General features: G+C 69.9%; 27 protein-coding genes. 14 read left to right on the top strand and 13 right to left on the bottom strand.

Annotated features, from left to right (window positions below; all coding sequences use genetic code 11):
- Positions 1-228: 228 nt before the first annotated feature.
- Both AA0Y20_RS03240 and AA0Y20_RS03235 read right to left on the bottom strand, forming a co-directional pair.
- Positions 229-1,647, bottom strand: a complete 1,419-nt coding sequence (locus AA0Y20_RS03240; RefSeq protein WP_412937405.1) for an HNH endonuclease — start codon at positions 1,645-1,647, stop codon at positions 229-231.
- A gap of 129 nt (positions 1,648-1,776) precedes the next feature.
- On the bottom strand, positions 1,777-2,514 hold the full coding sequence (locus AA0Y20_RS03235) for a GNAT family N-acetyltransferase (protein ID WP_412937403.1): 738 nt from the start codon (positions 2,512-2,514) through the stop codon (positions 1,777-1,779).
- A gap of 181 nt (positions 2,515-2,695) precedes the next feature.
- On the opposite strand from AA0Y20_RS03235, the gene AA0Y20_RS03230 reads away from it, so the two are divergent.
- Positions 2,696-3,415 (top strand): Pr6Pr family membrane protein, encoded by a 720-nt coding sequence (locus AA0Y20_RS03230; protein ID WP_412937401.1) that lies wholly within the window; start codon positions 2,696-2,698, stop codon positions 3,413-3,415.
- Between the two features lie 15 nt (positions 3,416-3,430).
- Here the strand turns inward: AA0Y20_RS03230 and map are convergent, their stop codons facing one another.
- On the bottom strand, positions 3,431-4,201 hold the full coding sequence (map, locus tag AA0Y20_RS03225; protein ID WP_412937398.1) for a type I methionyl aminopeptidase: 771 nt from the start codon (positions 4,199-4,201) through the stop codon (positions 3,431-3,433).
- Positions 4,202-4,264: 63 nt separating this feature from the next.
- On the opposite strand from map, the gene AA0Y20_RS03220 reads away from it, so the two are divergent.
- A complete protein-coding gene (locus tag AA0Y20_RS03220) occupies positions 4,265-4,537 on the top strand; it encodes a helix-turn-helix transcriptional regulator (RefSeq protein ID WP_412939694.1) in 273 nt (90 codons plus the stop codon).
- A gap of 69 nt (positions 4,538-4,606) precedes the next feature.
- On the opposite strand, the gene AA0Y20_RS03215 is transcribed toward AA0Y20_RS03220, so the two are convergent.
- Together AA0Y20_RS03215 and AA0Y20_RS03210 are read right to left on the bottom strand one after the other, a co-directional pair.
- Positions 4,607-5,191 carry a hypothetical protein gene (locus AA0Y20_RS03215; RefSeq protein WP_412937396.1) on the bottom strand — a complete coding sequence of 195 codons (585 nt, stop codon included), beginning with the start codon at positions 5,189-5,191 and terminating at the stop codon, positions 4,607-4,609.
- Positions 5,192-5,259: 68 nt separating this feature from the next.
- The gene (locus AA0Y20_RS03210; RefSeq protein ID WP_412937395.1) at positions 5,260-5,835 is read right to left on the bottom strand and encodes a dihydrofolate reductase family protein; all 576 of its coding nucleotides are present in this window, start codon (positions 5,833-5,835) and stop codon (positions 5,260-5,262) included.
- A gap of 71 nt (positions 5,836-5,906) precedes the next feature.
- Here AA0Y20_RS03210 and AA0Y20_RS03205 point away from each other — a divergent pair, with 71 nt between their 5' ends.
- Positions 5,907-6,473: a TetR/AcrR family transcriptional regulator gene (locus AA0Y20_RS03205; protein ID WP_412937393.1), complete on the top strand. Its 567-nt coding sequence runs from the start codon at positions 5,907-5,909 to the stop codon at positions 6,471-6,473.
- Between the two features lie 28 nt (positions 6,474-6,501).
- Here the strand turns inward: AA0Y20_RS03205 and AA0Y20_RS03200 are convergent, their stop codons facing one another.
- Both AA0Y20_RS03200 and AA0Y20_RS03195 read right to left on the bottom strand, forming a co-directional pair.
- Positions 6,502-6,993: an FBP domain-containing protein gene (locus AA0Y20_RS03200; RefSeq protein ID WP_412937390.1), complete on the bottom strand. Its 492-nt coding sequence runs from the start codon at positions 6,991-6,993 to the stop codon at positions 6,502-6,504.
- Positions 6,994-7,328: 335 nt separating this feature from the next.
- Positions 7,329-8,417 (bottom strand): type I restriction endonuclease, encoded by a 1,089-nt coding sequence (locus tag AA0Y20_RS03195; protein WP_412937389.1) that lies wholly within the window; start codon positions 8,415-8,417, stop codon positions 7,329-7,331.
- A gap of 164 nt (positions 8,418-8,581) precedes the next feature.
- Between AA0Y20_RS03195 and AA0Y20_RS03190 the strand changes: the two genes are divergently transcribed.
- Positions 8,582-9,265 carry a hypothetical protein gene (locus AA0Y20_RS03190; protein WP_412937387.1) on the top strand — a complete coding sequence of 228 codons (684 nt, stop codon included), beginning with the start codon at positions 8,582-8,584 and terminating at the stop codon, positions 9,263-9,265.
- 81 nt (positions 9,266-9,346) lie between these two features.
- The gene (locus AA0Y20_RS03185; RefSeq protein ID WP_412937385.1) at positions 9,347-10,033 is read left to right on the top strand and encodes a phosphatase PAP2 family protein; all 687 of its coding nucleotides are present in this window, start codon (positions 9,347-9,349) and stop codon (positions 10,031-10,033) included.
- On the opposite strand, the gene AA0Y20_RS03180 is transcribed toward AA0Y20_RS03185, so the two are convergent.
- Entirely contained in the window at positions 9,978-10,583 is a 606-nt protein-coding gene (locus tag AA0Y20_RS03180) for a hypothetical protein (protein ID WP_412937383.1), read from the bottom strand. The two genes, AA0Y20_RS03185 and AA0Y20_RS03180, sit on opposite strands and share 56 nt — an antisense overlap.
- Between AA0Y20_RS03180 and AA0Y20_RS03175 the strand changes: the two genes are divergently transcribed.
- Entirely contained in the window at positions 10,582-11,250 is a 669-nt protein-coding gene (locus AA0Y20_RS03175; protein ID WP_412937381.1) for a peptidylprolyl isomerase, read from the top strand. The two genes, AA0Y20_RS03180 and AA0Y20_RS03175, sit on opposite strands and share 2 nt — an antisense overlap.
- Before the next feature lie 158 nt (positions 11,251-11,408).
- Positions 11,409-12,281, top strand: a complete 873-nt coding sequence (locus AA0Y20_RS03170) for a helix-turn-helix transcriptional regulator (RefSeq protein WP_412937379.1) — start codon at positions 11,409-11,411, stop codon at positions 12,279-12,281.
- Positions 12,282-12,327: 46 nt separating this feature from the next.
- On the opposite strand, the gene AA0Y20_RS03165 is transcribed toward AA0Y20_RS03170, so the two are convergent.
- Positions 12,328-13,536, bottom strand: a complete 1,209-nt coding sequence (locus AA0Y20_RS03165; RefSeq protein WP_412937377.1) for an MFS transporter — start codon at positions 13,534-13,536, stop codon at positions 12,328-12,330.
- A gap of 295 nt (positions 13,537-13,831) precedes the next feature.
- Here AA0Y20_RS03165 and AA0Y20_RS03160 point away from each other — a divergent pair, with 295 nt between their 5' ends.
- From AA0Y20_RS03160 to argG, 4 genes are all read left to right on the top strand, one after another.
- Positions 13,832-14,818, top strand: a complete 987-nt coding sequence (locus AA0Y20_RS03160; protein WP_412937375.1) for a methionine ABC transporter ATP-binding protein — start codon at positions 13,832-13,834, stop codon at positions 14,816-14,818.
- On the top strand, positions 14,815-15,558 hold the full coding sequence (locus tag AA0Y20_RS03155; RefSeq protein WP_412937373.1) for a methionine ABC transporter permease: 744 nt from the start codon (positions 14,815-14,817) through the stop codon (positions 15,556-15,558). Before AA0Y20_RS03160 ends, AA0Y20_RS03155 begins: the two co-directional genes overlap by 4 nt.
- Before the next feature lie 84 nt (positions 15,559-15,642).
- Complete coding sequence (locus tag AA0Y20_RS03150; RefSeq protein ID WP_412937371.1) at positions 15,643-16,476, top strand: MetQ/NlpA family ABC transporter substrate-binding protein; 834 nt, start codon at positions 15,643-15,645, stop codon at positions 16,474-16,476.
- Between the two features lie 169 nt (positions 16,477-16,645).
- Positions 16,646-18,079, top strand: coding sequence for an argininosuccinate synthase (gene argG, locus AA0Y20_RS03145; RefSeq protein ID WP_412937370.1), 1,434 nt, complete (start codon positions 16,646-16,648; stop codon positions 18,077-18,079).
- Positions 18,080-18,183: 104 nt separating this feature from the next.
- Here argG and AA0Y20_RS03140 read toward each other — a convergent pair whose 3' ends face one another.
- The 3 genes from AA0Y20_RS03140 to AA0Y20_RS03130 all read right to left on the bottom strand — a co-directional run bounded on the left by AA0Y20_RS03140 (position 18,184) and on the right by AA0Y20_RS03130 (position 22,446).
- On the bottom strand, positions 18,184-19,650 hold the full coding sequence (locus AA0Y20_RS03140; protein ID WP_412937369.1) for a glycoside hydrolase family 1 protein: 1,467 nt from the start codon (positions 19,648-19,650) through the stop codon (positions 18,184-18,186).
- Positions 19,647-21,554 (bottom strand): glucose PTS transporter subunit IIA, encoded by a 1,908-nt coding sequence (locus AA0Y20_RS03135; protein ID WP_412937368.1) that lies wholly within the window; start codon positions 21,552-21,554, stop codon positions 19,647-19,649. The genes AA0Y20_RS03140 and AA0Y20_RS03135 overlap by 4 nt, the downstream gene beginning before the upstream one ends.
- Before the next feature lie 67 nt (positions 21,555-21,621).
- Positions 21,622-22,446 carry a PRD domain-containing protein gene (locus tag AA0Y20_RS03130; protein ID WP_412937367.1) on the bottom strand — a complete coding sequence of 275 codons (825 nt, stop codon included), beginning with the start codon at positions 22,444-22,446 and terminating at the stop codon, positions 21,622-21,624.
- A 175-nt stretch (positions 22,447-22,621) separates the two neighbouring features.
- On the opposite strand from AA0Y20_RS03130, the gene AA0Y20_RS03125 reads away from it, so the two are divergent.
- Genes AA0Y20_RS03125 through AA0Y20_RS03115 form a run of 3 tightly spaced genes read left to right on the top strand, consistent with a single transcriptional unit; the run spans position 22,622 to position 25,865 of the window.
- Positions 22,622-23,260 (top strand): TetR/AcrR family transcriptional regulator, encoded by a 639-nt coding sequence (locus AA0Y20_RS03125; RefSeq protein WP_412937365.1) that lies wholly within the window; start codon positions 22,622-22,624, stop codon positions 23,258-23,260.
- On the top strand, positions 23,260-23,925 hold the full coding sequence (locus tag AA0Y20_RS03120) for a hypothetical protein (RefSeq protein ID WP_289330567.1): 666 nt from the start codon (positions 23,260-23,262) through the stop codon (positions 23,923-23,925). Before AA0Y20_RS03125 ends, AA0Y20_RS03120 begins: the two co-directional genes overlap by 1 nt.
- Positions 23,922-25,865, top strand: a complete 1,944-nt coding sequence (locus AA0Y20_RS03115) for a YhgE/Pip family protein (protein WP_412937363.1) — start codon at positions 23,922-23,924, stop codon at positions 25,863-25,865. Before AA0Y20_RS03120 ends, AA0Y20_RS03115 begins: the two co-directional genes overlap by 4 nt.
- Positions 25,866-25,884: 19 nt before the next feature.
- Here AA0Y20_RS03115 and AA0Y20_RS03110 read toward each other — a convergent pair whose 3' ends face one another.
- The gene (locus AA0Y20_RS03110) at positions 25,885-26,571 is read right to left on the bottom strand and encodes a helix-turn-helix transcriptional regulator (protein WP_412937361.1); all 687 of its coding nucleotides are present in this window, start codon (positions 26,569-26,571) and stop codon (positions 25,885-25,887) included.
- Positions 26,572-26,574: the final 3 nt, after the last annotated feature.

Raw genomic sequence — 26,574 nt, 5'->3', positions numbered from 1 at the left:
GAACGCGGCCCGCGTCGAGCACGGCCGGGAGCATCAGGCACGGCCGGGAGCATCAAGCACGGCTGGCGCCCGAAGGCCAGCGCCAGAAGGCCAGCGTCAGAAGGCGGAGCTTCAGAAGGCCGACGTCGGTGGGCTGGCGTCAAAAGGGGTGGCGTCGAGCGCGGATGGCGTCAGATGGCCGGCGTCGGATGGTCGGCGTCGAGCGCGGCTGACGTTGGAGGGCTGGCGTCAGAAGGGTGGCGGTTCGTCGAGTGGGGCTTGACCGGGTGCGGGGTCCGGTGGTGGGTTCGCCGTGTCGATGGCGTCGCCCGTGTCGATCGTGAAGCACACCGCCGGTATCGGTACGTCTTCGCGGTAGACCCGCCCGAGGGGTGAGGTCCATTCCAGAACTCCGCCGCCGAGTTGTCTGACTTCCCATTTGGTGAATTGCTTCATCGAGTGGTGTCTTTGGCAGAGGTGCGCGAGGTTGTAGATGTGGGTGTGCCCACCCAGGGCGTAATCGATCGTGTGATCGAGTTCGCAGCGGATCGCGGCTCGTCGGCATCCGGGGAACCGGCAGTGCTGGTCTCTCGCGGTGAGGAGTTTCTTCATCGCCGCAGTGGGCCGGTAGGTGTCGATCTCGACGGGGGTGCGGGTGACCGGGTCGATGAACAGCCGGTCCCACTCCGATACCTGCCCGGCGAGCTGTCGTGCCGTTTCGGCGTCGATGAGCCCGGCGCCGACGGCCTCGGCGGGGTGCTCATCCCGACCCGTCAGGGTCTCGGCGGTCACGGCGACCTGCACGCGTGCGCGGATCGCGCCGAGCCCACCGGCCCGGTCGACCCCGTAGGTCGGGTCGACCACCGGCGCCCCGCCGAGGACGAGGTCACTGAGGATGTCCGCGCGCAGCTGATCCATCGAGCGAACATCCGATGCGGCATCCGCATGGACACTCGCGCCCGGGGCATCCAGCCTCTGAGCGCTCGGCTCTGCCACGGCGCCGGCCGCCTCAGCCCGGGCGTCCTTCACGGACTGTCCCATCTGCGTGAGGCGGTCGAGGATTCCGGCGGCGATGACGGTGGGGAGGGTGGCGATGAGGTCCGACATCCCGTCGGCACCGTGCGATACCCGAACGCACCTGCCTGCGGCGGCTTCTCGGTGCCGGTCGGTGAAGGTGCGTTCGTGCAGTTGCTCGGCCAGGGCCCGCAGGGCGGGTTTGACCCGCGTCGCGATGTCGCGCTCGCAGACCGCGATCGCGGCGACCTCGAACTCGCCCCGCACCTCATCGGGCAGCCCGGTTCCCGCTTTGACGACCACCTCGATGTGGTCGCGGGTGATCCGCCGCTGCTCCCACGCCTCGAACACGGCCGGGTAGTCATCGACGATCGTCAACGCATGGTCGATGTCGGCCTGCAGGCGCCGGTCGCTGCGCCGTGCCAGGCCGGCCGCTTCGGCCGCGACCGAGCGCAGCTCCATGTCCGACGCCATCCCGCGCACACCCTCACGGCGCGCTTCACGCAACGCCGACCGGCCCAGTTCAGCCAGAGCCCGCACCGACGCGACATCCGCGTCATGCACCAGCGCGAGCGCCTCGCCGTACGCCGCGATCGCGGGGCCGTGCGGCGAGACCTCGCCACCGTCCGCACCACCGCTGCCGTTCGCTGCCATGTTCCCATCGTGACAGCAGGATCAGACATTCGAGTCGAACAAAGGTACGAAGAATGAGAACTCATCCGACCCGCCACGTGGGGAGGAAGCCCCGGACAGCGTGAACGCCCCGGACAGCGACCGCCCTCGTCAGGGAACTCGCACGCCCGTGAAGTTCGTCCGCTGCCGCAGCTCGAAGCCGAGCTTCTCGTAGCCGGCGATCGCGTTCACGTTCGACGCGGCCGCATGCATCAGCGCGCGTCCGCCTCGCTGCTGGATGTGGAACGCGACATCCAGCACCAGCCGCGACGCCAGCCCCTGCCGGCGATACGCCTCGTCGGTCGCGACGGCGCTGATCTCGGTCCACTCGCCCGGCTGCAGGCGCTCCCCCGCCATGGCGATCAACCGCCCCTCACGGCGGATGCCGATGTACCGGCCGAGCAGGTGGGTGCGCGGCCGGAACGGACCGGGCCGATTCCGCTCGACGAGCGCGAGCATGTCGGCGACATCCGCCTCTCCGAGCTCGATCGCCTCGTCGTCCGGCCGCGGGCGAAGACGGTCCGTCTCGACAAGCTGCACTCCCGCTCCGCCGAACGTGCGGTCCCACCCCTCCGGCAGTTCCGGCACAGAGGCGGTGCCGAGCGCGTCCGCACGGTCGGGCGTGCTGATGCTGAACTCGTTGCCCGAGCCGACGACCGCGGCGAGCGAGTCCCAGACCGCCGGGTCATCCCATGTGCGCACGCCCACGAAGCCGGCGACGTCGTCGGGATACCGCCGGACGAGGTCGTCGCCGATCGCGAGATGGGCATGCGCCCCGATCAGCGAATGCCAAGCAGCGTTATCGCGGACGTCAGCGACTTCCAGAACGGGTGGGGTGGTGATGGTCATCGGGTTCGTCCTCTCACGTGCCGCGTGTTGCCTTCGTCACGGCCGCCGTCGGAGCCAACGCGTCGAGGCGTCGATCCATGCCCGCGGATGCCGCACGGCGACGCTAGTGGTCCGGACCCGCGACATCCCGCACGGGCGCCACATGCGTTCACGTTGACCCTGCGAGCGATAGGGTGCCCACGTGCAGAGCTCGAGACAGGCGACGGGATGGGCGGTCCTGCGGTTGGCGATGGCGATCGTCATCGTCGCAGCCGTCATCACCCAGCTGACCGTGTCGCTGACTCGCACGGCCGAGACCGGCGGCGACGTCGCGACTGTATTCGCGAACTTCTTCAGCTTCTTCACGATCCTCTCGAACGTCATCGCGGCGGTCGTCCTCGCGACGGCGGGCATCCGCACGCTGACTCGGCCCGACGCCGCCCTCTCGTCACTCGGGCTCTCGGCCGCGCTCGCCTGCGCGACGACGTACATGGTCATCACCGGCGTCGTCTACAACACACTCCTGCGCGGGATCACGCTGCCGCAGGGCTCGGAGCCCGTCCCGTGGTCGAACGAGGTGCTGCACCTGATCGGCCCGATCTTCCTGCTGCTGGATCTGCTGATCGGCACTCGCCGGCGAGCACTGCGGTGGCAGACGGTGTGGGTCGTGATCGCGTTCCCGCTGCTCTGGGTGGCGTATACGCTCATCCGCGGCCCGCTCGTCACCAACCCGGCCAATGGCCAGCCGTACTGGTACCCCTACCCGTTCCTCAACCCGAACAATCCGGGCGGCTGGGGCATGGTCGCCGCCTACGTCGTCGTCATCGCGATCGCCTTCGTCGCGGTAGGTTTCTTCACCGTCTGGATCACCCGGCGTCGCGAGCGCGCCGTCGACGCAGCATCCGGTCGCCCGTCGGCCTGACCTCCCGCATCCGCGTCAGCGCGGCAGCGTCAGGATCTCGGCAGCGCCCTCGGTGACGGCGATCGTGTGCTCGGTGTGGGCGGTGAGGCATCCGGTCGAGCTGCGCAGCGTCCACCCGTCGGCGTCGGTGACGAGCACCTTGGTGTCGGTCATCACCCATGGCTCGATCGCGATCAGCAGGCCCGGGCGCAGCGTGTAGCCCCGCCCCGGCCGCCCGCTGTTGGGGATGTGGAGGTCGCCGTGCATGACCGACCCGATGCTGTGTCCGCCGAACTCGGTGTTGATCGAGTAGCCGGCACCCGACAGCACGTTGCCGATCGCGCGCGAGATGTCGCCGACCCGGTTGCCCGGCCGGGCGACCTCGATCGCCGCAGCGAGCGCACGCTCGGTCGCGTCGATGAGGGCGAGGGCTTCGGCGTCGCGGGGCGTGCCGACGACGAAGCTGATGGCGGCATCCGCGGCGATCCCGTTCTTGATCACCGCGAGGTCGAGCGTGAGCAGATCTCCGTCCGCGAGGCGGTAGTCGTGAGGGAGCCCGTGCAGCACGGCGTCGTTCACGGCCGTGCAGATGTAGTGGCCGAACGGCCCGCGCCCGAACGACGGGGCGTAGTCGACGTAGCAGGAGGTCGCGCCGTTCTCGACGATGAGCCGGCGGGCCCACTCGTCGATCTCGAGGAGGTTGACGCCGACGCGCGCTCGCGACTTCAGCTCGTTCAGGATGCTGCCGACGATCGCACCCGTCTCGCGGGCTCGGTCGATCTCGTGCGGTGCGAAGATCTCGATCATCGACCGTCCTTCCGGTGCGGTATACAAATACCGGTCAAACTATACCGCTACGATGGGCGCATGATGGTCCGTCGGGCATTGACCCCGGAAGCACGCGACCGCGGCCGCCGCCTCGGAACCGTCCTGCGGCGCGCCCGCGGCGATCGGTCGATCACGCAGATCGCGAGCGCCGCCGGCGTCTCGCCCGAGACTCTCCGCAAGATCGAGACCGGCCGCCTCGCGACGCCGTCCTTCGCGATCGTCGCAGCCGTCGCTACCAGCCTCGACCTCTCCCTCGACGCCGTCGCCGCCGAGGCCTTCGCGCCCGCCACTGCGGTCGCCGACTCGCCGCACTGACGGAAGGGGACCGTCGCGCTCGTCTCGTGACGGGGCGACGCGCGGGCTCGCGGCGCGGCGGCTGTGGAGTCAGCCCATGCCCGACATCCGGTCCCACCTGATCGAGCGGTACTGGAGGTAGATGCACAGCTCCGACGCGATGCGCATCTCGGCGGCGAAGCGGGCGAGCTGCCATCCATCGATCCGGAGGTCCTCGTCGCGCGCGGTCAGCGTGACCTTCCAATCGGACCGGTCGAGACCGGCCGGCTCCATGTAGACCTCGATCGGGGTGTTGATCGGGATCATGGTGACCAGGCCCGTATCCCGCCCCAGGGAGCCGTCCTGTTCGGCCACCTTGAACGCCGAGGCGGTGCGAACGCCCTCCGTCTCGAGGAAGTCCGCAAGCCACTGCTCGAGCAACTCCTTGGAGCGGACCGGGAAGCGGGGCAGCAGGGCGTCGATCTCCGTCCACACGCTCTCGAGCCGGGCTTTGAGGGGCTGCGGTTGCGCTTCGCGCACCCTGTCGGTCTGCAGAACCCATCTCACCTGCATGAGGATCTCGGTGCCCGTCGCGCCCGTCAGGACCGCGTCCCGGAGCTGACCCGCGACGTCTCCGTAGCCGTTGTCGTCAAGCTCCGCCTCGAGGATGCGCAGACGTGCGTACAGGTCTTCCATCGCACCATCCTGCCGTTCTTCAGGGCAACGCAGGGGCGATCAGCGCGGTGCTCCCCCGGAGCAGGTGTTCACGCCCCGGTCGCGGAGACCCAGTCCTCGATGACGACGCCCGTCTTGAAGGAGCAGGTACGGGCCAGTGAGAACGGGCGCGGCTCGTACGCTGCGCCGCCGAAGATCCGGATGCCGGCACCGAAGACGACAGGGTGGCGCTTGACGACGACACGGTCGATCTCCGGCAGCAGCGCCCCGGCGAGCTGCCCGCCACCGCATAGCCAGACGTCGAGACCGTCCTCGCCCTTCAGGCTGCGGACCGTGGCGAGGGGGTCTGCCGTCAGGGTGATGCTCGCGTCGACCTCGCGAGCCTGCCGGCTCGCGACTATCTGACGGAGATGAGGGTAAGGACTGGCGATACCGGCATCGAGCGCGGGCGTGAGCGTGTTCCACCCCATGACGACCGTGTCGAATCGGGTCCTCGGGGGTTCGATTCCCAGCGCGGCGTGGGCGTGGGCGGGCAGCGCGTCCGCGTACTCGCCGAGCACCACCGAGTCGTGCTCACCCGTGGTGGCGAACGCGTCGAATCCGCCGTCCGGGTCGGCGATGAACCCGTCGATGCTGGCAGCGACGTAGTAGACGAGGTCTCTCATGGCTTCTCCGATCACGACGGGTGTCGTAGTTAAAGTACTACAGAAGCCGTGGTTCGAATAGCATGAGCGCCATGGTCCGCAACGACGAACGACGCTCCGCACTCGCCGACGCCGGCATCCGGGTGCTCGCCCGAGAGGGGGCCCGCGGCCTCACTCACCGTGCCGTCGACGCCGCGGCCGGTACGCCGCGCGGCACGACCTCGAACTACTTCTCGACGCGCGACGACCTGATCTCCGCACTCGTCGACCGCATCGGCGAGCGTCTCACGCCCGACCCCGACACGATCGCTTCGCGCGCTGCGCTGGTGCCGGACCGAGCGCTGTTCGCCGAGTACATGCGCGACATCGTGCGACGGCTCAGCGCCGACCCGGAGGTGCCGCTCGCCCTCTTCGAGCTTCGGCTCGAAGCCGCACGGCGCCCCGCTGTCGCCCTGGCCCTGACGGCCTGGCGACAGCGGGCGTTCCACGACGACGTCGCGTTCCACAGGGCTGCCGGTCTGCCTGGGGAGCGCACCGAGATCGCTCTCTTCCATTACGCGATCGATGGGCTGATGCTCGATCACCTCACCGCGCCGATCGACACAGGGCTGTCAGCCGACACGGCGATCGACGAATTCGTCGATCGGTTGCTCCCATGACACCGCGACGTCGGTCAGCTGCGTTCCCTCACTGTCCGTCACGAAGGTCGCGGAAGAACGCGTCGACGTTGGTCTGCAGCATCGCGATGCGTCGATCACGCGCTGCTGCGGCGTCGAACCCGAGATAGGGCGGCGGGTCGAGACGGCGGACGTTCCGCGAGCATTCGAACCCGGAGCACAGGAGGGTCCCGACGGTGTTGCCTGCGCGTCCGGCCTTGCCCGCACGCTTCGCGGCGAAGAAGACGACCTCGTTGGGGAGGGTGACGTCGCAGCACCACGAGCACTGTGGACGCGTGCGCGTGGCCTGGTCGGCCTGGCGAAGCTGCAGGCCGACGGCCTCGCCGTCTATCTCGGCGACGACGAAACCGAGCAGCGGGGTCTTCGGGTCGCGCCATCCGTAATAGTCACGCGTCGACCAGTCGACGTCGCCGAGATCGGCGGGGACGACGAGGGAGTTGCGCTCGCGGAGCGAGACGTTGATGAACGAGGAGCGGATGGCTTTGGCCGTGAGGGCGAACATGGAAGGGTCCTGTCTGAATACGCGTTCGCGCACCACCGCCGCGTCGACGCCCGGAACGGGCAGCGAGCGGACGATCGTGAGCGGATCATCCCGGGACGACGGAGCCGTCGCCCGGGACCGGGAGAGCGCATCGCGGACGAGAGTCGACGCGACGCGCGCCGGATCAACCGGCGAGGAGGACGAAGGATGCCGCGCCTGTGCCACCGGCGCTGAGCGCGCCGGAGACCCCCTCACGCCCAGAGGGCATCGGCAGACGGACGGTACTCACACGCCCAGGCTACTCCCTGCCCGCCCGGGCGTCGCCGGCGATAGCCCCATCGCTGGCCCAGCGCAGCTCAGCGGTAACGGACGACCGCCTCGCGGATCGCATCAGCGTGCTCGTAAATATCATCGAGGCCGTCGATCGGGTGGCGCGTTTCAATCTTGTCTACATCGAGCAGGCCGATGTACTTCTGGCGTGAGTTAAAGTGCAGCCGGGCAATGGGCTTCCGGTTGTTGTCATCCAGGAGCACGGCGAAGTAGCTCTTCGCGTCACGGTGGGTCACCCGCTGCGGCTTCGTCTCACCACACGCAATCGCCTTGACGATCTGGTAACCCTCCAACTCCTCGAGCGTCGTCTCGATCTCCGTGTCGCGATCCAGATCGTCCTGTACCGCAACCTCGCTCGTGGGGATGGGGGCATCCTGCTCGGGAACCTTGACTGCCACACCGGCGCCGAGCGCGGTTTTCAGGCGGTCGTTGACGCTCTCAGTGAGGAACTGACGCGCAGCCTTCGCCACAAGGGCCGTGAACTGCTCGCGAACGCGTGCGGTGTAGGAGCCTTCGTAGACGCGCTGGGCGAAGAACTTGATCCACTCATCGCTCGGGTCACGAAACTGGCCCGCGATCTCACGCTTCAGCGCACCGACGTACTTCAGCTCTTCAGCGGCATTGATGATCGACTCGAGGTCGAAGCTGTCCTTGCTGAGCTTCTGGACCTCGGCGATCAGGGTGTCGTCGATATCGAGCAGGTCCAGTACGAGGAAGGGCTTCGCATCCATGCGATTCGGAGCATCGAGGTCGGTAAAGAACTGCCAGATGACCCCGTTGGTGAGCGCCGCGATCCGCGCGTTCGTCGTCGAGAAGTAGCGGAAGAGCTGTGAAGCGTGCTCGATTTTTGGCACACCAGAAGAAGCCTTGCATTCGATGAGGATCTGGACCTCCCCGTCGCGCATGATGGCGTAGTCGACCTTCTCACCCTTCTTGATGCCAACGTCCGCGGTGAACTCAGGCACCACTTCTAGGGGATCGAAAACGTCGTAGCCGAGGATCGAGGAGATGAACGGCATGACGAATGCGTTCTTCGTCGCCTCTTCGGTGCCGATAATCGACGCCTGATTCGACACCTTGTTTGCGAGCGCGGCAAGACGGTCCTGAAAATCCACTGTTCCCCCGAGGATGATTTATCTTCTGTGACCTTATCCGCATCAACGCCCGAGCGCGCAACCCCCGGGTCCATCTACGCCTAACTCCGCGCATTCTGTCTCCGCCGCGTATCCCCACACCGGCGATACCACCGCCCGGGCGTCGCCGGCGATAGCATCCACCCGTGACGACGAACGATCGGGGACGACGCCTCGTCGAGCGAGCCGGGGCTCGGCTGGAGGAGCACCATCCCTCGTTCCTCACGGCGCACCCCACGGCTCTCGGTCTGGTGTGGATGATGACCGTGGTCGTCGTGCTCATCGTCTGCGACCTCCTCGGCGGCCCGCACTGGCTGCGCGCGACCCTCACCCTCACGGCCGCGCTGCCTCCGCTGGTGGCGACGCTCATCGTCCTGTCGCAGACGCCGAGGTCGCACCTCGAGTACGAGCCGTCGATCCTGACCCACTTCTTCGCGCGGTTCCTCGCCCTCTTCAGCGCCTTCGTGTTCTGGCTCGGCTCGGTCGTGATCGGCGGCGCGATCGCCGTGCAGCTCGCCGATGAGAGCGGCACGAACATCGAGACGGCCTGGCTCACCGCCGCCGACCTCTTCGCGCGCATCGTTCCGCCGGTGACCGTGCTGCTGTACTGCGTGCTGATCATCCGGTACGCCGGCTATCTCGTGCGGTTGCGCGGCTGGTCAGCCGTGCCCACCCGCCACCGCATCCCGGAGCACTTCCTCGCCGAGGCGCCGCGCACCCGCCAGATCGTGATCGGCCTCGCGCATCCGGGACTGCTGCTCGCCTCGGGTCTGCTGTCGACCCTCGTCGCGATCGCGCTCACCCTGCGCGCCGAGGCCCTGCTCTCCTGAGCGAGGAATACACCTCCCGGAGGATGCACGTGCATCTGAGAGCGGATGCCGCCGGCCGGCCCGCTTTCTAGCGTTGCTGAGGTGAGCACCGCCATCCCTCGATCGTCGATACTCCCGCTGTCCGCCGTCGCCGCCGTCGCCGCGGCCGTCCTGCTCATCCCCTGGTGGGGCGCGAGCCTCAGCGTCCTGGTGACACGCGAGGCGATGACCACCGGGCTCGCCCTGCCGGCGACCGCGTACCTATCGGACGTCTTCCTGTCGCTCCTCGCCGTCGGCACGGTCGTGTCGTTGGTCTTCGCCGTCCGGGACGGATCACGGCACCGCATCGTCTCGCTCGCCGCAGCCGGCGGCGTGGTCATCGCCTACGCGACCAGCGAGATGGTGAAGGTGGTCCTGATGCAGGCGCGCCCGTGCACCCGCTGGGCCGCGCTGACGGCCTGCGATGCGACGGACTACTCCTTCCCCTCCAACCACTCGGTACTCGCACTGGGCGCGGTCTGGGTCATCGCCGTCGCCGCGCGACGGACGTGGGCCACGTGGGCGGCCGTGGGAGCGGCGCTCATCGTGCTCTCGGGTCGGCTGTTCGAGGGCGCGCACTACCTGCACGACGTCGCCGCCGGGGCCCTGCTCGGCCTCGCCGTACCCGCACTGCTGACGATCGTCGCGGTCGGCGTGACGCGCGAACCTCGGACGACGCGGTCGGCGCCGGAGATCAGTCGATCGCGGCGCGGACCAGCTGCCGCACGCGACTCTCGACCTCGGGAGTGACCTCGACGATCGCGAACGAGGTCGGCCACATCGACCCGTCGTCCAGGGTGGCCGTCTCGTCGAAGTTCAGCGTCGGGTAGCGGGTGTCGAACTTCGACTTGGGCTGCACGAAGATGACGACCTTGCCGGCTCGCGCGTAGGCCGGGAAACCGTAGAACGTCTTCGGGTCGAGGTCGGATGCCTCCTCCGACACGATCCGGTGAACCATGCGGGCGACCTCGCCGTCGATGGACGCGAGCGCATCGATCGCGTCCATGCAGGCCTCGAGCTCCTTGGCGAGCTTGGCCGCGCCCTTCAGGCCTTTCGTCGAACGGAGCTCGTCGCCCCGCTGCTTCATCGCCGCCTTCTCCTCGTCGGAGAACCCGGCACCGCTCGCCGTGCTGTCAGCCATCGCCATCCCTTCCGCGGCCCGCGACGCGGGCATCACGGTCTGATCGTGCCACTCGCGGCGCGCGCGGACCAGGCCCGGCATCCCGACACCGCCCTGAGGCCGAATCGCGTCGATCCCGGTATCCGTCAGGCGGCATCCGAGACCGTAGGCTCGGACCATGCGCGCTCGCCTCGGTTCCGCCCTCCTCGTCCTCTCGGCCCTCGCTCTCGCCGGATGCGCATCGTCGCCCGCGCCGGCCGACCCCGACACGATGCCGACCGCCGAGACCGTGCCGGATGGCGCCTGCGCCTACGTCGAGGCCGCCGGCGGAGTGCGCGACGTCGAGCTCCCGCCCGCCGAGGCCGAGGTGACGGGCCAGGTCTCCGCCGTGCTGCAGACGTCGGCCGGCGACATCCCCATGACCCTCGACGCCGACCGCACGCCGTGCACGGTGGGCAGCTTCGTCTCGCTCGCCGAACAGGGCTACTACGACGACTCCCCCTGCCACCGCCTGACCACCTCGGGGATCTTCGTGCTGCAGTGCGGCGACCCGTCGGGAACCGGCCGCGGCGGCCCCGGGTACAACTACGCCGACGAGCTCGACGGCAGTGAGACCTACCCGGCCGGCACGGTCGCGATGGCCAACGCCGGACCGAACACGAACGGCTCGCAGTTCTTCCTCGTCTACGAGGAGACCCCGCTGCCCGCCAAGTACACCGTCTTCGGCACGCTCGACGAAGCGGGCCTCGCCGTGGTGCGCGAGGTCGCCGCCGCAGGCGCCGAGGGCGGCGCGGCCGACGGCGCCCCCGCGACCCCCGTGACGATCACCGGCATCTCGCTGGGCTGAGCCCGGGGCCCGCCCGCGCCCGCCGAGAACGTACCGTCGCGGCGAGAGCGCACCGTTCGGGGTGCGTGCTCACGGCGGCGGTACGTTCTCGGCGCGGCGGCGCGGCCGGCGCGGCGGCGCGGCGGAATGAGCCCGCCCCGCGCGGCGTTGGGAGCAGCGTGATCGCGCTCGAACAGGCCCTGGCATCCCTCGAGATCCGCCCGGGCACGGCCCACCGGGCCGGCCTCGAACCCGGTGCATCGCTGCACCTCGGCACGGGCGACGCGACGCTGGTCTACGTGCTGTCGGGCGAGATCACCGGAGATCCGGCATCCGGCACGAGTTGCACCGTCGCCGGGCCGTCGGGCGATGCCGCGGCGGCGTCGGGCGCACGCACCCTCCTCGCCGGCGACGCCTTCCTGAGCCTCGGATGCCGTCCGATCTCGCTGACCTCGCAATCGGGGGCGCAGCTCACGGTCGTGCCGGCCGATGTCTCCCTCGCTGCCGTGACCCCGTTGCCGCCCTTCGTCTTCGTCGGAGGCTTCGTCGGACTCGAGCCCGCCGCTGCGGCGCTCGCGAGCCATCTCGGCACCGGCACCCCCTCGGGACGATCCGGAGACGCGGTCATCTGCCAGATGATGATCAAGACCGTGCTGCTCGCGGCCATCCGCGCCTGGGCGGCCCCCACCACCGGCGCCTCGGCCTGGCCCGCGGCGGCGGTCGACCCGTTCCTCAGCCGCGCGGCCGAGGCCATCGCCGCCGATCCCGGCCGCGACTGGACCATCGACCAGCTCGCGAGCCTCAGCGCCATGTCACGGACGGTCTTCGCCGCGAGGTTCCGGCGCGCGTACGGCCGCCCTCCCGCGAGCTTCGTCGCCGAGATCCGGATGCAGCACGCCAAGGACATGCTCGAGTCGGGCGCGTCCGTCTCGGAGACCTCACGCGCCCTGGGCTACGGCTCAGACGAGGGCTTCAGCCGGGCCTTCCGCCGCCACACCGGGATGCCGCCGTCGCTGTGGCGATCCCGGGCGGCGGCGCCGTCGATGCACTGACGACGCCGCGCGCCCGGACCCGCATCGGCTCAGGACTCGCGCCGGGTCAGGAGTGCTGCATCCGGTCCGCCTCGTGCGTACGGACGACCCAGCCGAACAGCACGGCGCCGACCGCGAGCAGCGACAGGGCCACGATATCGACGGTGACGACGCCGGCGACATCGACCAGCAGCCCGCCGACGCCCGCCGCGAGCACGATCGCGAGCTGGAAGCCGGTGACGGTCAGGCTGCCGCCGGCCTCGAGGCGGTCGGGCATCCGGTGGCCCACCCACGTGTTGACGATGATGAGCCACGACGCGAAGAAGAAGCCCCACGCGAAGACCGCGAGGACGACGGCCGGAATCGACCCGGGCAGCACCACCAGGAGGGCGATCGCCGCGGCGATGACGACGGGCGCGGTCACGGCGAGCACGCGGAACGCCCGGTCGACGAGCAGCCCGATCACGAGGTTGCCGATGAGCCCGCCCGCGCCGAACACCGCCAGCAGCAGCACGATCGTCTCGGCACCGACATCCGGAACCCGCTCCAGCGCCAGCCGGATGTAGGTGTACGCGAGGAAATGGCCGAGGACGACGAGGACGTGGCCGATCATGCCCGCCGCGACGCCGGTGCGCCGGAGCGAGTCGACGAGCAGCCGCAGACTGGATGCCGCCGCGGCGGGCACCGCGGGCAGCGTGAAGCGCACGGCGATCGCGACGGCTGCGGTCGCGGCCCCGACGACGGCGAACGCGATGCGCCAGTCGAGCGTCTCGCTCAGGAGCACGCCGAGCGGAACGCCTGCCACAGTGGCGAGCGACACTCCGGCGGAGGTGAACATCATCGCCCGACCGATGCGTTCCGGGCCGGCCAGCCGCGCGGCGACCGTGATCGACATCGACCAGAAGGCGCTGATCGAGGCGCCGAGGAAGAAGCGCGCGACGAGGATCGTGACGAGGTGCGGTGAGAGAGCGACGACGATGCTCGACACGGATGCCGCCGCTGCGGCCCACACGAGCAGGGTGCGGCGATCGAGGCGCGGGAAGATGAGCCCGATCGTCGGGGCCACGAGGAGCCCGGCGAGCGCGGTGATCGTCACCGTCTGGCCCGCCTGGCCCGGGGTCACCCCGAGGCCCGCGGCCATCTCGGTCAGCACGCCGTTGGGGAGGAACTCCGCGGTGACCACGAGGAATCCCATGAGCATGACGACGATGAGGCCGCCGTATCTCATGGGCGCGGCGTTCTCGTGGGTGAGGGGGATCGATGCGGTCGAGGTCATGGTTCCGATGCTCCCTTGTTTGCCCGGGTCGGCGCCCGACCGAACGTCCGCGGCATCCGACCGTCCGGCCGCGGCACCGGCTCGCTGCCGCCAAAACGTACCTTCGTCGCGAGAGGGCACCGTGCAACGTGCGTTCTCGCGGCGGGGGTGCGCGCTCGCGCGGCAGGCCGCGACCGCGTGACCGCAAACCGCGGCGACATCCGGGGTAACGGGAATTCGTTTCGGCGGGCGAACACCGGGAAACTCGGGGATGACGCCGGCGACCCGACGGCGCACACCTCCGAAAGGCCCGACCGTGATCGCGCTCGAGCACGTATCGAAGACGTACGGCGGACTGACCGCCGTCGACGACGTCTCGCTGCAGATCCCCTCCGGGGAGATCTACGGCATCGTCGGCCAGTCCGGCGCGGGAAAGAGCACGCTCGCCCGCATGGTCAACCTCATCGAACGGCCGGATACAGGCCGAGTGGTCGTCGATGGCGTGGATCTGACCGCCCTCGACGCGAACAGCCTGCGCGCGGCACGCCGCCGCATCGGCATGGTGTTCCAGCGGTTCAACCTGCTCGGCAGCCGCTCGGTGCGGGGCAACGTCGAGCTCGCCCTCGAGCTCGACGGCAGCCCGCGCGCCCGGCGACGTGATCGGGCTCAGGAGATGCTCGACCTCGTCGGTCTCGGCCACCGCGGCGACGCCGCCGTGCACGAGCTGTCGGGTGGTCAGCAGCAGCGCGTCGGCATCGCCCGCGCCCTCGCGAGCGGCCCGAGCGTACTGCTCTCCGATGAGGCGACGAGCGCGCTCGACCCCGAGACCACGGCCTCGATCCTCGATCTCTACCGGCGCATCAACGCCGAGCTCGGACTCACCGTGCTCCTCATCACGCACGAGATGGATGTCGTGAAGTCGACGTGCGACTCGGCGGCGCTCATCGAGCACGGGCGAGTGATCGAGAGCGGCCGCCTGACCGACGTCATCCGCACACCCGGCTCGCGCCTGACCTCGCAGCTCTTCCCGCTCGGGCCGATCCCCGCCGGGGCCGACCCGAGCGCGACGGTCATCGACATCACCTTCGCCGGCGGCACCGCGGATCGACCCGTGATCGCGAGGATCGTCCGCGATCACGACGTCGACGTCTCGCTGCTCGGCGCCCTCGTCGAGCAGATCGCCGGCACGCAGGCCGGCCGCACCCGCCTCGAAGTGCCCGCGGCCGCGGCATCCGCCGTCATCGCCGACCTGCGCGGACAGGGTCTCCTCGTCGACGTCCTGCAGGGAGGGGATGCCGCGTGAACGAGCAACTCCTCAATCTGCTGCTGGTCGCCACCGGCCAGACGCTCTACATGGTCGGCGTCGCGCTTCTCGCGACGATCGTCATCGGCCTGCCCCTCGGCGTCGTGCTCGTCGGCACCGAGCAGGGGCGCTTCCTCGCGACCCCGTTCGGCTCGCGCCGCATCGGCATCGTCGTCAACCGTGTGCTCGACTTCATCGTCAACCTCGGCCGCTCGGTGCCGTTCATCATCCTGATGGTCGCGCTGATCCCGTTCACGCGTCTCATCGTCGGCACCTTCATCGGGCCGACCGCGGCGATCGTGCCGCTCTCTGTCGTCGCCATCCCGTTCTTCGCACGCATGGTCGAGATCGCGATCAAGGAGGTCGACGACGGCCTGCTCGAGGTCGCCGCCTCACTCGGGGCGAGCCGCTGGCAGCTCGTGACCAAGGTGCTGCTGCCCGAGGCCGCGCCCGCGATGCTGCTCGGTCTGTCGACGACCGTCACCTCGATCATCAACTTCTCGGCGATGGTCGGCACGGTCGCGGGAGGCGGCCTCGGCGACGTCGCCATCCGCTACGGCTACCAGCAGTACAGCTGGATCCACATCGTCAGCGTCATCGTCGTGATCTTCGCGATCGTCATGGTGCTGCAGGGCCTCGCGAGCTGGGGCGCCCGGCGCCTCGCCCGCCGTTCACCCCGAGCCCGCACGTCCGCGTCGAGCGCCCGGATGCAGCGGGCCGACGCCCGCAGCACCGCCTGACGCGCCCACCCGCACCACCCACGCACCGCCCGCACCGCCCGCTCAGCACCGCCAGCTCCGCCCGCACCCCGAGAGGAACCCACCATGTCCCGCACCGCACGCACCCCGCTCCTCCTCGCCGCCGTCGCCTCGGCTGCGCTCCTGCTCTCCGGATGCGCCGGCTCGCCGGCATCCGAGTCGGGCGGCGCCGACGGCGACAGCCTCGGCACGATCAAGGTCGGCGCGCTGCAGACGCCCGCCGGCGACATCCTCAACCACATCGCCGAGAACGGCGCCGCCGAGCTGGGACTCACGATCGAGTTCGTCCCGTTCACCGACTACAACACGCCCAACACCGCGCTGGTCGACGGCTCGATCGACGCGAACCTGTTCCAGAACACGACCTTCCTGGAGAACTTCAACACCAACACCGGCTCCGACCTGATCAGCGTCGGCGAGGCCTACCTGCCGTCTGCCGCGTTCTACTCGGACAAGGTCGACAGCCTCGACGAGCTCGAGGACGGCGCGACGATCGCCATCCCGAACGACCCGACGAACGAGGGCCGCGCGCTCAAGCTGCTCGCGCAGGAGGGCCTGATCGAGGTCTCCGACGACGTCGCCGACCTCACCGGCATCACCGACAACCCGCGCGACCTCCAGTTCCAGGAGATCGAGAACGCGACCCTGCCGCAGGCCGTGCCCGACGTCGACGCCGCCTTCGTCACAATCAGCTTCGCGCTGCCCGCCGGCCTCACCGCCGACCAGGCGATCCTCACCGAGGGCGAGGGCAGCCCGTACTACAACGTGCTCGCCACGCGCCCCGACCTGAAGGACGACCCCCGCATCGTCGCGCTCTACGACCTGCTGACCTCCGCCGAGGTCGCCGACTTCGAGAACGAGACCTGGGGCGGCCTCGTCGTCCCCGTCACCAAGAACTGAGCCGCGCCGCTCCACCTGCAGCAACTCCTCAGGTCCCGGCGCCCGCTCCCTCCATCGGCTCAACACCGGCCGATCGCGCCCGGATCTGAGGAGTTGGCGCGTGCCCATCGCCCCTCCCCTGGCGCCGGTCCGCACAACGGCCGCGCCCGCGCTCAGTAGGATTGTCCCCATGTCGAAGGTCCTCCAGTCCCTGCCCGTCGGCGAGCGCGTCGGCATCGCCTTCTCGGGGGGTCTCGACACCTCCGTCGCGGTCGCGTGGATGCGTGACAAGGGCGCCATCCCCTTCACCTACACCGGCGACCTCGGCCAGTACGACGAGGACGACATCGCCTCGATCCCGGGTCGCGCGCTGCAGTACGGCGCCGAGGGCTCGCGCCTGATCGACTGCAAGCCGATGATGGTCGAGGAGGGTCTCGTCGCCCTCGCGTGCGGCGCCTTCCACATCCGCTCGGGCGGCCGCACCTACTTCAACACGACGCCGATCGGCCGTGCCGTCACCGGCACGATGCTGGTCCGCGCCATGAAGGAGGACGGGGTCGACATCTGGGGCGACGGCTCCACCTACAAGGGCAACGACATCGAGCGGTTCTACCGCTACGGCCTGCTCGCCAACCCCGCGCTGCGGATCTACAAGCCGTGGCTCGACGCCGACTTCGTCACCGAGCTGGGCGGCCGCACCGAGATGAGCGAGTGGCTCGTCGCGCACGGCTTCCCGTACCGCGACTCCGTCGAGAAGGCCTACTCGACCGACGCCAACATCTGGGGTGCCACGCACGAGGCGAAGACCCTCGAGCACCTCGACGTCTCGCTCGAGATCGTCGAGCCGATCATGGGCGTCCGCTTCTGGGATCCTGCCGTCGAGATCGAGACGGAGGACGTGTCGATCACGTTCGAGGCCGGCCGGCCCGTCGCTGTCAACGGCGTCGAGTACTCCGACATCGTCGAGCTCGTCATGGCGGCGAACGCGATCGGTGGCCGCCACGGCCTCGGCATGAGCGACCAGATCGAGAACCGCATCATCGAGGCCAAGAGCCGCGGCATCTACGAGGCCCCGGGCATGGCGCTGCTGTTCATCGCCTACGAGCGTCTCGTCAACGGCATCCTCAACGAGGACACCCTCGCGACCTACCACGAGCAGGGTCGCCGCCTCGGCCGACTGATGTACGAGGGCCGCTGGCTCGAGCCGCAGTCGTTCATGCTGCGCGAATCGATCCAGCGCTGGGTGGGGTCCGCGATCAGCGGCACCGTCACGCTGCGCCTGCGCCGCGGCGAGGACTACACGATCCTCAACACCGAGAGCCGCAACCTGTCGTACTCGCCCGAGAAGCTCTCGATGGAGCGCGTCGGCGACTCGGCCTTCGGTCCCACCGACCGTATCGGCCAGCTCACGATGCGCAACCTCGACATCGCCGACTCGCGCTCGCGCCTCGAGCACTATGCCGGCATCGGCCTCATCGGCGGCCCGACGGCCGAGCTCGTCGGCGACCTCGAGCGGGGCGGCGCGGCCGAGATCACCGGCAACGTCGAGCCGACCGACCAGGATCTGGCCGACCGGGTGGATGCCGCAGGCGAGTCGGCCTCGTTCGACTTCGGCGCCGACTGACCCGGCGAACCGCCCCGACGCGACGCAACCCGCCGCATCCGATCGATCCGGACGCGGCGGGTTGCGTCATGTGCGGCGTGTGACGGCCGACACCGCGTCGCCAGTCAGTCGCGGTCGAGCAGCGCCCCGCGCGTGGTGATGAGCTCGCGGTACCAGGCGAAGCTCGCCTTCGGCGTGCGGCGCCCGGTGCCGTTCCCGTGGTCGTCGAGGTCGACGTGCACGAGCCCGTACCGCTTCGTCATCTGCGAGGTCGAGGCACTGACGATGTCGATGCCGCCCCAGCTCGTGTAGCCCATCAGCTCGACGCCGTCGGCGACCGCCTCGGCGACCTGGCGCAGGTGCTGACGCAGGTAGTCGATGCGGTAAGGATCGTCGACGGAGCCGTCGGCCGAGACGGTGTCGCTCGCGCCCAGCCCGTTCTCGACGATGAACAGCGGCACCTGGTAGCGCGTCCACAGGTCGGTCAGGGCAACGCGGATGCCGATGGGATCGAGGTGCCATCCCCATTCCGACGTCTCGAGGTGCGGGTTCTTGATCGTCGAGAAGAGGTTGCCGCCGGTCGCCCCGTACTTCTCGGGCTCGACGGCGGACACGAGGGTCATGTAGTAGCTGAACGACAGGAAGTCGACCGTTCCGTCCGCGAGCACCTGCTCGTCGCCCGGCTCCATGTGCACCTCGATGCCCTTCTCGCGCCAGAACCGCCGCACGACGCCCGGGTACGCGCCGCGCACCTGGACGTCGGTGTGCGACAGGTTCATGTCGTTGTCGTGCTGGGCCTGCTCGATGTCGCGCGGGTCGGACGACGCGGGGTAGTGCAGCATCCGGGCGAGCATGCACCCGACCTGCGCCTCCGGGTCGATCTCACGCACCAGCCGCACGGCGAGCGCACTCGCGACGTACTGGTGGTGCAGCGCCTGATGCGCGCGTCGGGTGCGGTCGCCGCGAGCAGGGTCGTCGACCACGCCGCCGCCGGTGTACGGCTCGATCGTCGTGGTATTGATCTCGTTGAACGTCAGCCAGTACTTCACGAGACCGCGGTAGCGCGTGACGATCGTGCGCGCATAGCGCTCGAAGTGGCCGATCACCTCGCGCCCCGCCCAGCCGTCGTACTCGGTCACGAGGTGCAGCGGCATCTCGTAGTGCGACATCGTGACGACGGGCTCGATGCCCCGGTCGCGCAGACGCGTGAAGAGCCGCTCGTAGAAGGCGAGACCCGCCTCGTTCGGCTCGGACTCGACCCCGTTGGGGAAGATCCGGGTCCACGCGATCGACATGCGCAGCGCCCGGATGCCGAGCTCGGCGAAGAGCTCGACATCGCCCTCCCAGTTGTCGTAGAAGAGCGATCCGTTGCGCTTGGGGTACCCCGCGGTGCCCGTCGTCGCGGCCGCGGCGCGGATGCGGTCGGGCGAGGGGCTCATCGCCTCGTGCAGGTCGACGTAGTCGAGGTCCTTGCCGAAGGGCACGACGTCGGCCTGCGAGAGCCCCTTGCCGTCGGCGTCGTAGGCGCCCTCGGCCTGATTCGCGGCGAAGGCGACGCCCCAGAGGAAGTCGTCGGGGAAGACGGTGCTCATCGCGTGGCCTCCGCGTTGACGGGCTGCATCGCGAAGAGCGGGTCGCCCGCGGTGACCGCACCCGTCCGGAGGTCGCGCAGGTCGGTGCCGGCAGCCTCGGTGACGACGACGATGACCGACGTGTCCTTCGTGCGTCCGACCTCGTCGAAGTCGACGGTCAGCACGCGCTGCCCGGCCTCGACGCAGTCGCCCTGCGCGATGTGGGCGGTGAAGCCGCGTCCTTCGAGTGCCACGGTGTCGATGCCGACGTGCACGAGCACCTCGACGCCGTCGTCGCCGCGGATGCCGAAGGCGTGGTTCGTCGGGAACAGCGCGACGACGGTGCCGGCTACGGGGGCGACGACGTCGGATGCCGCGGGCGCGATCGCGGCACCGGGGCCCATGACGCCGTCGGCGAAGACGCGGTCGGGAACGGACGAGAGGGGGACGATCTCCCCGTCGACCGGGGCGATGACCGGCACGGCCGCGCCCGCGACGCCGCCGGATGCGACGGACGACGACACGACGCCGGATGCGACGGACTCGCCGCCCGCGTCGACGGGTGCGTTGGTGGCCGCTGCCGCATACGCCGACTCGTCGAAGCCGAGCACGAGGGTCAGCACGGCGGCCACGACGAACGAGAGGACGATGCCGACGATCGCCCAGCCGAACGTCGCCCCCACGAGTCCGGGCAGGCCGGGGATGCCGCTGTTGCCCGCGAGCACGTATGCGTTGACGCCGAGACCGAGGCTCACCGCGCCACCGGCGGCGCTTCCGATCATGGTGGCGATCAGCGGGCGACGCAGCGGGACGATGAGGCCGTACAGCGCGGGCTCGGTCACGCCCATGAGCCCCGTGAAGGTCGTCGAGAAGGCGAGCGACTTCAGGGTCTTCGACTCCGCGCGGATCGCCACGCCGAGTGCCGCACCCGTGGTCGCGAAACTCTGCATGTAGGTGAGCGGTAGGAACTTGTCGGCACCGACCTGCGCGAGGTTGGTGAGGATGAACGGCACGAGGGCGTAGTGCATGCCGGTCATGATGATGAGCGGCAGGAGCGCGCCGATGACCACGCCGGCGAGCGGGCCGCCGTTCTCGAGGGCCCAGTTGATCCCGCCCGAGACGCCGTTGCCGACGAACGAGCCGAGGGGGCCCAGGACGATGAGCGTCACGGGGGCCACGACGACGAGCGTGATGAGCGGGACGACCATCATCCGCACCACGCGGGGGATGATGCGGTTGAGGCCGCGCTCGACCCACGACATCAGGTAGATCGCCAGCAGGCTGGGGATCACGGTGTACGAGTAGGTCGTCGCCGTGACCGGCATCCCGAGGAAGTCGACGGCTTCGCCCGAAGCGAGCGCCGTCACGAGCGCGGGATAGATGAGCACGCCGGCGATGGCGACGGCCACGTACTGGTTGGCGCCGAGCTTGCGGGCCGCGGTCATCGCGACGAGGACGGGCAGCAGGAAGAACACCGCGTCGCCGATCGCGCTGAGGACGAGCGCCGTGTCGGACGTGGGGTCGATCCACCCCGCGAATCCGAGCAGCGCCAGGATGCCCTTCAGCAGACCGGCGCCCGCGATCGCGGGCAGGAGCGGGGCGAAGACGCCGCCGATGAAGTCGAAGAAGCGCTGGCTGAGCTTCTGGCGCGGTGCGGGCGCCGCGCTCTCGCCGGCCAGACGGGGTTCGACGGCGGCGACGGCAGCGAAGACGTCGGGCACCTTGTCGCCGACGATGACCTGGTACTGGCCGCCGGTGTCGTTGACGCCGACGACGCTCGGGACGGCGGTCAGGGCCGTCGCATCGGCGAGCGTGTTGTCGCGCAGGGTGAAGCGCAGCCGGGTGATGCAGTGGTAGGCCGACACGATGTTGTCGGCACCGCCCACGCCGTCGATGATGGCGCGAGCATCCTTGTCGTAGGACATGAGGATCTTTCTCGGTGGTGATGAGCGGCTGACGCGGGGGTCCCTGAGCGCGCCGAGAACAGTCGGTTCAGACGAAGCGACTGACGTGCATGGCGATGTAGACCTTCTCGGTCGAGGTCATCGTGTGGTGGTGGGCTTCGCGGACGTAGGCCTCGATGCGGTCGATGGCCGCGAAGACGTGGGGCAGCTGACGGCGCAGCAGGGTCATCAGCTCGTCGTCGTCGCGCTCGATCACGGTGCCGGCGAGCACGCGCTGCGCGAAGTAGCGGACGTGCGTGGCGAACCGGGCGTACGCGGGGTCGTCATCGGCATAGACGATGCCGAAGTGCAGTCGGACGATGTCGAGGACGTCTTGCGTGAAGCTCGTCAGGGCCGCCGCCGATCCGTCACCGCCGCCCACCTCGGCGGTGATGAGGTGCAGTGCGATGTTCGCGGCCTCCGCCGCCGGCATCGCGACACCGGTCGCGGCCTCGATGAGCGGGAGCGCGTTGGTGGCGACCGCGTACTCCTTGGGGTAGAAGCGGCGCACATCGGCCTCGAGCGCCGACGCGAGGTCGATGTTCTCGCGCACACGATGCACCGCGAAGGCGATGTGGTCGGCGAGCGCGGCGTAGACCGAATCGCTGAGCTTCTCGGTGAGCTGCTCGCGCGCGAGCGTGACGATCTCGTCGGTCACCGCGAGGATCTCGGCGGGCACGTCGGCTGCGACCTGCGCCAGTCGGCTGCCCTGGGCGCTGTCGTCGAGGCGGAAGACCTTCTCGATCGCCGTCGCGTCGATCGTGTCGCCGGGCTGTGCGCGGAAGCCGATGCCGCGACCGAGCACGATGACTTCGCGCATCGCGTCATCGAGGGCGTCGACGACGCTGTTGTTGAGCACACGGCGGACGATCATGGGCAATACCTCTGGGACGATGAATCCGTCTACTCCGACGGATCGGTATTGCCCGGCGACCGGTAACAAGCCACGTTCAGCGTAGGCGAGGGCCGCTCGTCCCGCAAACGTGTTCGCCCGTTCGTCGCCGAAAGGCTTACTTGCACATGCGTGTGCAAGTTCGTATCATCGACGGGTGACCGACACCGTCTCCCCCCGTCGCCCGCGGAAGGATGCCGCCGCGAACCGCGCCGGCCTGCTCTCCGCCGCCGCACGCACGCTCGCGCTCGACCCGAGCGCTTCCGTCGACGCGATCGCCCGCGCCGCCGGCCTCAGCCGCCGCGCCCTCTACGGTCACTTCGACGACCGCGACGCGCTCGTGCGCGAGCTCGTCGCCTCGGGCGCGCAGCGCTTCAACGCGATCGCCACCGATCCCGCACTGCAGCTCGACACCGAGCCGGTCCCCGTCGCGCTCGCCCGCCTGACGGGTCGGCTGTGGGGCGAGGCATCCCACGTGCAGGTCGCCGCGGCCGTCGCCCTCGATGAACGGCACGTCGAAGACTCCGCCGCCGCCCTCGCCCCGCTTCGGCGAGCGCTGATGGAGCTCGTGCGTCGCGGGCAGCACGAGGGCACGCTCCGCACCGACGTCGCGGCACCGACGCTCGCGCGGCTCATCGAGGAGACGGCGCGAACGGTGATCGTGCGCCTCGACGCGTCGTCACCCGAGGCGCATTCGCTCGTCGTCCGTGCGGTCCTCTCGATCGCCGGGCTCTCGTGGCGCGACGCCGCCGCCCTCATCGAGTCCCACACCGACGTCGTCGAGACGGCATCCTGATGCGCGTCGAACTGCGCGAGGTGGCCAAGGGCCGGAAAGACCTGGCCCTGCCGCCCACGAGCCTGACGTTCCGCACCGGACGCGCGACGCTCGCGATCGCCGAGACCGAGCAGCGTCCGACCGTTCTGGGCCTGATCGCGAGCGGGCGGATGCGCCCCGACGGCGGCACCGTGCTTCTCGACGGCGCGCGTGCGTCGCGCACCCTGCGACACAAGACCGCGCTGATCGACGCGCCCGACGTCAGCGACCCGCCGCCGAACATCTCCACGGTCGGCGTCGTCAGCGAGGAGCTGATGTTCGCCGGCCGCCTCGCCGACCCGATCTCGGCACGGCGGTGGCTAGACGAGCACGACCTCCGCTCGTACTCGCGTGTCCCCATCGGCGATGTGCCGGCGACCGACCGCATCCGGATGCTGCTCGAGCTCGCGGTCCTGCGTCCGGGGGTCGAGGGCATCGTGCTCGTCTCCCCCGACCGCCACGGCGGCGATCCCCACGCCTGGTGGACGCTCGCCCGCGAGTTCGCGGGCCGCGGGCAGGCCGTGCTCGTGATCGCCGGGCAGGCCGCTGCGACCCTCCTCACCGAAACCGATCCCCTCGCGCCGCATCGGCGTCTGGTGCCCAGCGGCATCCGACTTCGCGGCACCCGTCCGAAGGCCTCCCGATGAAGATCCCCGCCCTGATCAGCGCGGAGCTGCGACGCCTGACGGCCACCCGGATGTCGGTGGTCGCCCTGATCGCGCTCATGCTCGTCCCCGTCCTGTACGGCGGCCTGTACCTCTGGGCCAATCAAGACCCGTACGGGAAGTTCGCCGACATCCCGGTCGCCCTCGTCGACCTCGACTCCGGTGCTCCGGCGAGCGACGGCGACGGCACGGTCAACTACGGGTCGGAGGTCGCCGACAAGCTCGTCGAGGGCGAAGACTTCGGCTGGAAGCAGATGGATGCCGCCGAGGCGCAGGAGGCACTGCGCACCGGTGAGGTCGACTTCTCGGTGACGCTTCCCGAGGACTTCTCGCTCGCCCTCACGAGCGCGGCGGGCGACGAGCCCCGACAGGCGACGCTGGTGCTCGCCACCAACGACGCGAACAACTACCTCGCGTCGTCCATCGGCTCGCAGGCGGTCGAACGCATCCGTTCGTCGGTCGCCGAACTCGTCGGCCGTGAGGCCGCATCGCGCCTGCTCACCGGCATCGCCGACATCCGCGTGCAGCTGCAGAACGCCACCGACGGCGCGAACCAGCTCGTCGACGGCGCGGGTCAGGCCCTCGACGGGGCCAACCAGCTCGCCGACGGAACGGGCCAGCTCTCGGCCGGCGCAGTGCAGCTGCGCGACGGAGCGAACCAGCTCGCCGGAGGCGCATCGCAACTCGCCGACGGCACGCGCACGCTGGCACAGGGCTCATCCGACCTGGCTTCCGGCGCGGCGCAGGTCTCGGACGGCACCGCAGAACTCGCCGGATACGCTGATCGGGTTCGCTCGGTCGTCAACGATGCGGCGGGCCAGCTCCCGCAGGTCCGGGCGGACATCGCCGCCCTGCTCGCCGACGGCGGACTCGACCAGGCGCAGGTCGCCGAGGTCCTGGCCCGGCTCGATCCGATCGGCGAACGCCTGCAGTCGGGCGTGACGCGCGTCGACGAGGCGACCGGTCAGATCGATCGCCTCGCCGCGGGGGCGGCCCAGGTCAGCTCGGGCGCCGCTCAGCTCGCGAGCGGTGCCGCGCAGGCGGCCGACGGTGCCGCATCCGTGTCGTCGGGAGCGGGCCAGCTCGCCTCGGCCACGGATGAGGCCGCGAGCGGCGCCGCTCAGCTCGACGACGGTGCACGCCAGCTCGCCTCGGGGCTCGGGACGCTCGACGGCGGCCTCGTCGAGCTGCGCGACGGGCTGAGCTCGGGCGTCGCTCAGCTGCCCGACTCGACGCCCGAGCTGCGCGACCAGCAGGCGCAGACGATCGCCGACCCCGTGTCGGTCGATTCCGGGAACATCGCGAAGGCCGGCGACTACGGTGCAGGCCTGGCCCCCTTCTTCGCAGCTCTCGCCGGATGGATCGGCATCTACGCCCTGTTCCTCATCGTCAAGCCGGTGTCGCGCCGCGCCGTGACCGCGCTGCGCTCACCGCTGCGGGTGACCCTCGCCGGATGGCTGACACCGGCGATGCTCGGCGGGATCGGCATGATCGTCCTGTTCGGCGTGCTGTCGATCGCGCTGGGGTTCAACTTCTCGAGCCCTGTCGGCACGCTCGGGATGCTCATCACGGCATCGTTCACGTACGCGGCCATCATCCTCGCGCTCAACGTGTGGCTGGGATCGGTCGGGCAGTTCATCGGACTCGTGCTGATGGTGCTCCAGCTCGTCACGGCGGGCGGGACGTTCCCGTGGCAGACCCTGCCTGCCCCACTCGCGGCCCTGCACCACGTGCTGCCCATGGGTTACGTCGTCGACGGTATGCGGCAGTGGATGTACGGGGGCGATCTCAGCCGGGTCAGTCTCGACCTGGCGGTGCTCTTCACGTGGATGGTCGGCGCCCTCGTGCTCGCCGCGATCGGCGTGGCCCGGATGACGCACGGCCGAACGCTGCGCGATCTGCAGCCGAGCCTCATCGGGTGAGCTCGACAGGCCCGATTCGCTAGAACACCGGTCGGGCATGTTCGGGCGGTTCCCCCACCTCCGCGACGGTGTGACCCGTGCACACCGTCGCGGTGACGGAGGCGCGCTCGACGCGGTGCACGGCGAACCACCGCATCGCGTCGCGCAGGCGGCACCATCCGATGAGGTACCAACGACCGCCGTTCGAGGCGAACAGCACCGGTTCGACGTCTCGCGTCGTCGTCGAACCATCGTCCGCCGTGTACCGGATGCGCACGACACGCTGCTCGACCATCGCCTGTTCGAGCGCTGATCTGACGGCGCGCGAGGTGCCGGGCGAGCCATCCACCCAGACTCTTCCGGCCAGGTCCACCGCGCGCTCCCGGGTGCGGGGGTCGAGCACATCGACGATCTTGCGCACCGCGGCCGATGCGAGGTCGGCGTACGGCGCGTCCGCGGCCGCCGCGACCGCCGCCATCAGCGCGACAGCCTGAGGGGGCGACAGGCTGATCGGCGGGAGCGAGGAGCCGGCGGCGAGCCCGTAACCACCACCGGGGCCGGGCCGCGACCAGATCGGGGCACCGGCACGTTCGAGTGCGTCGAGATCGCGCTTGACCGTCCGGACCGAGACCTCGAACTCCCGTGCCAGGCGGTCCGCTGAAACACCCCTCGCCCCGCTGCGGCGCAGTGCCTCGGACAGGGCGTGCAGGCGCTCCGCCCGCTTCATCCT

The sequence above is a fragment of the Microbacterium pratiae genome (assembly GCF_047302165.1).
Classification (GTDB): Bacteria; Actinomycetota; Actinomycetes; order Actinomycetales; family Microbacteriaceae; genus Microbacterium.
The sequence above is the reverse complement of the archived record's forward strand: the minus strand, read 5'-3'. Positions and strand labels throughout refer to the sequence as shown.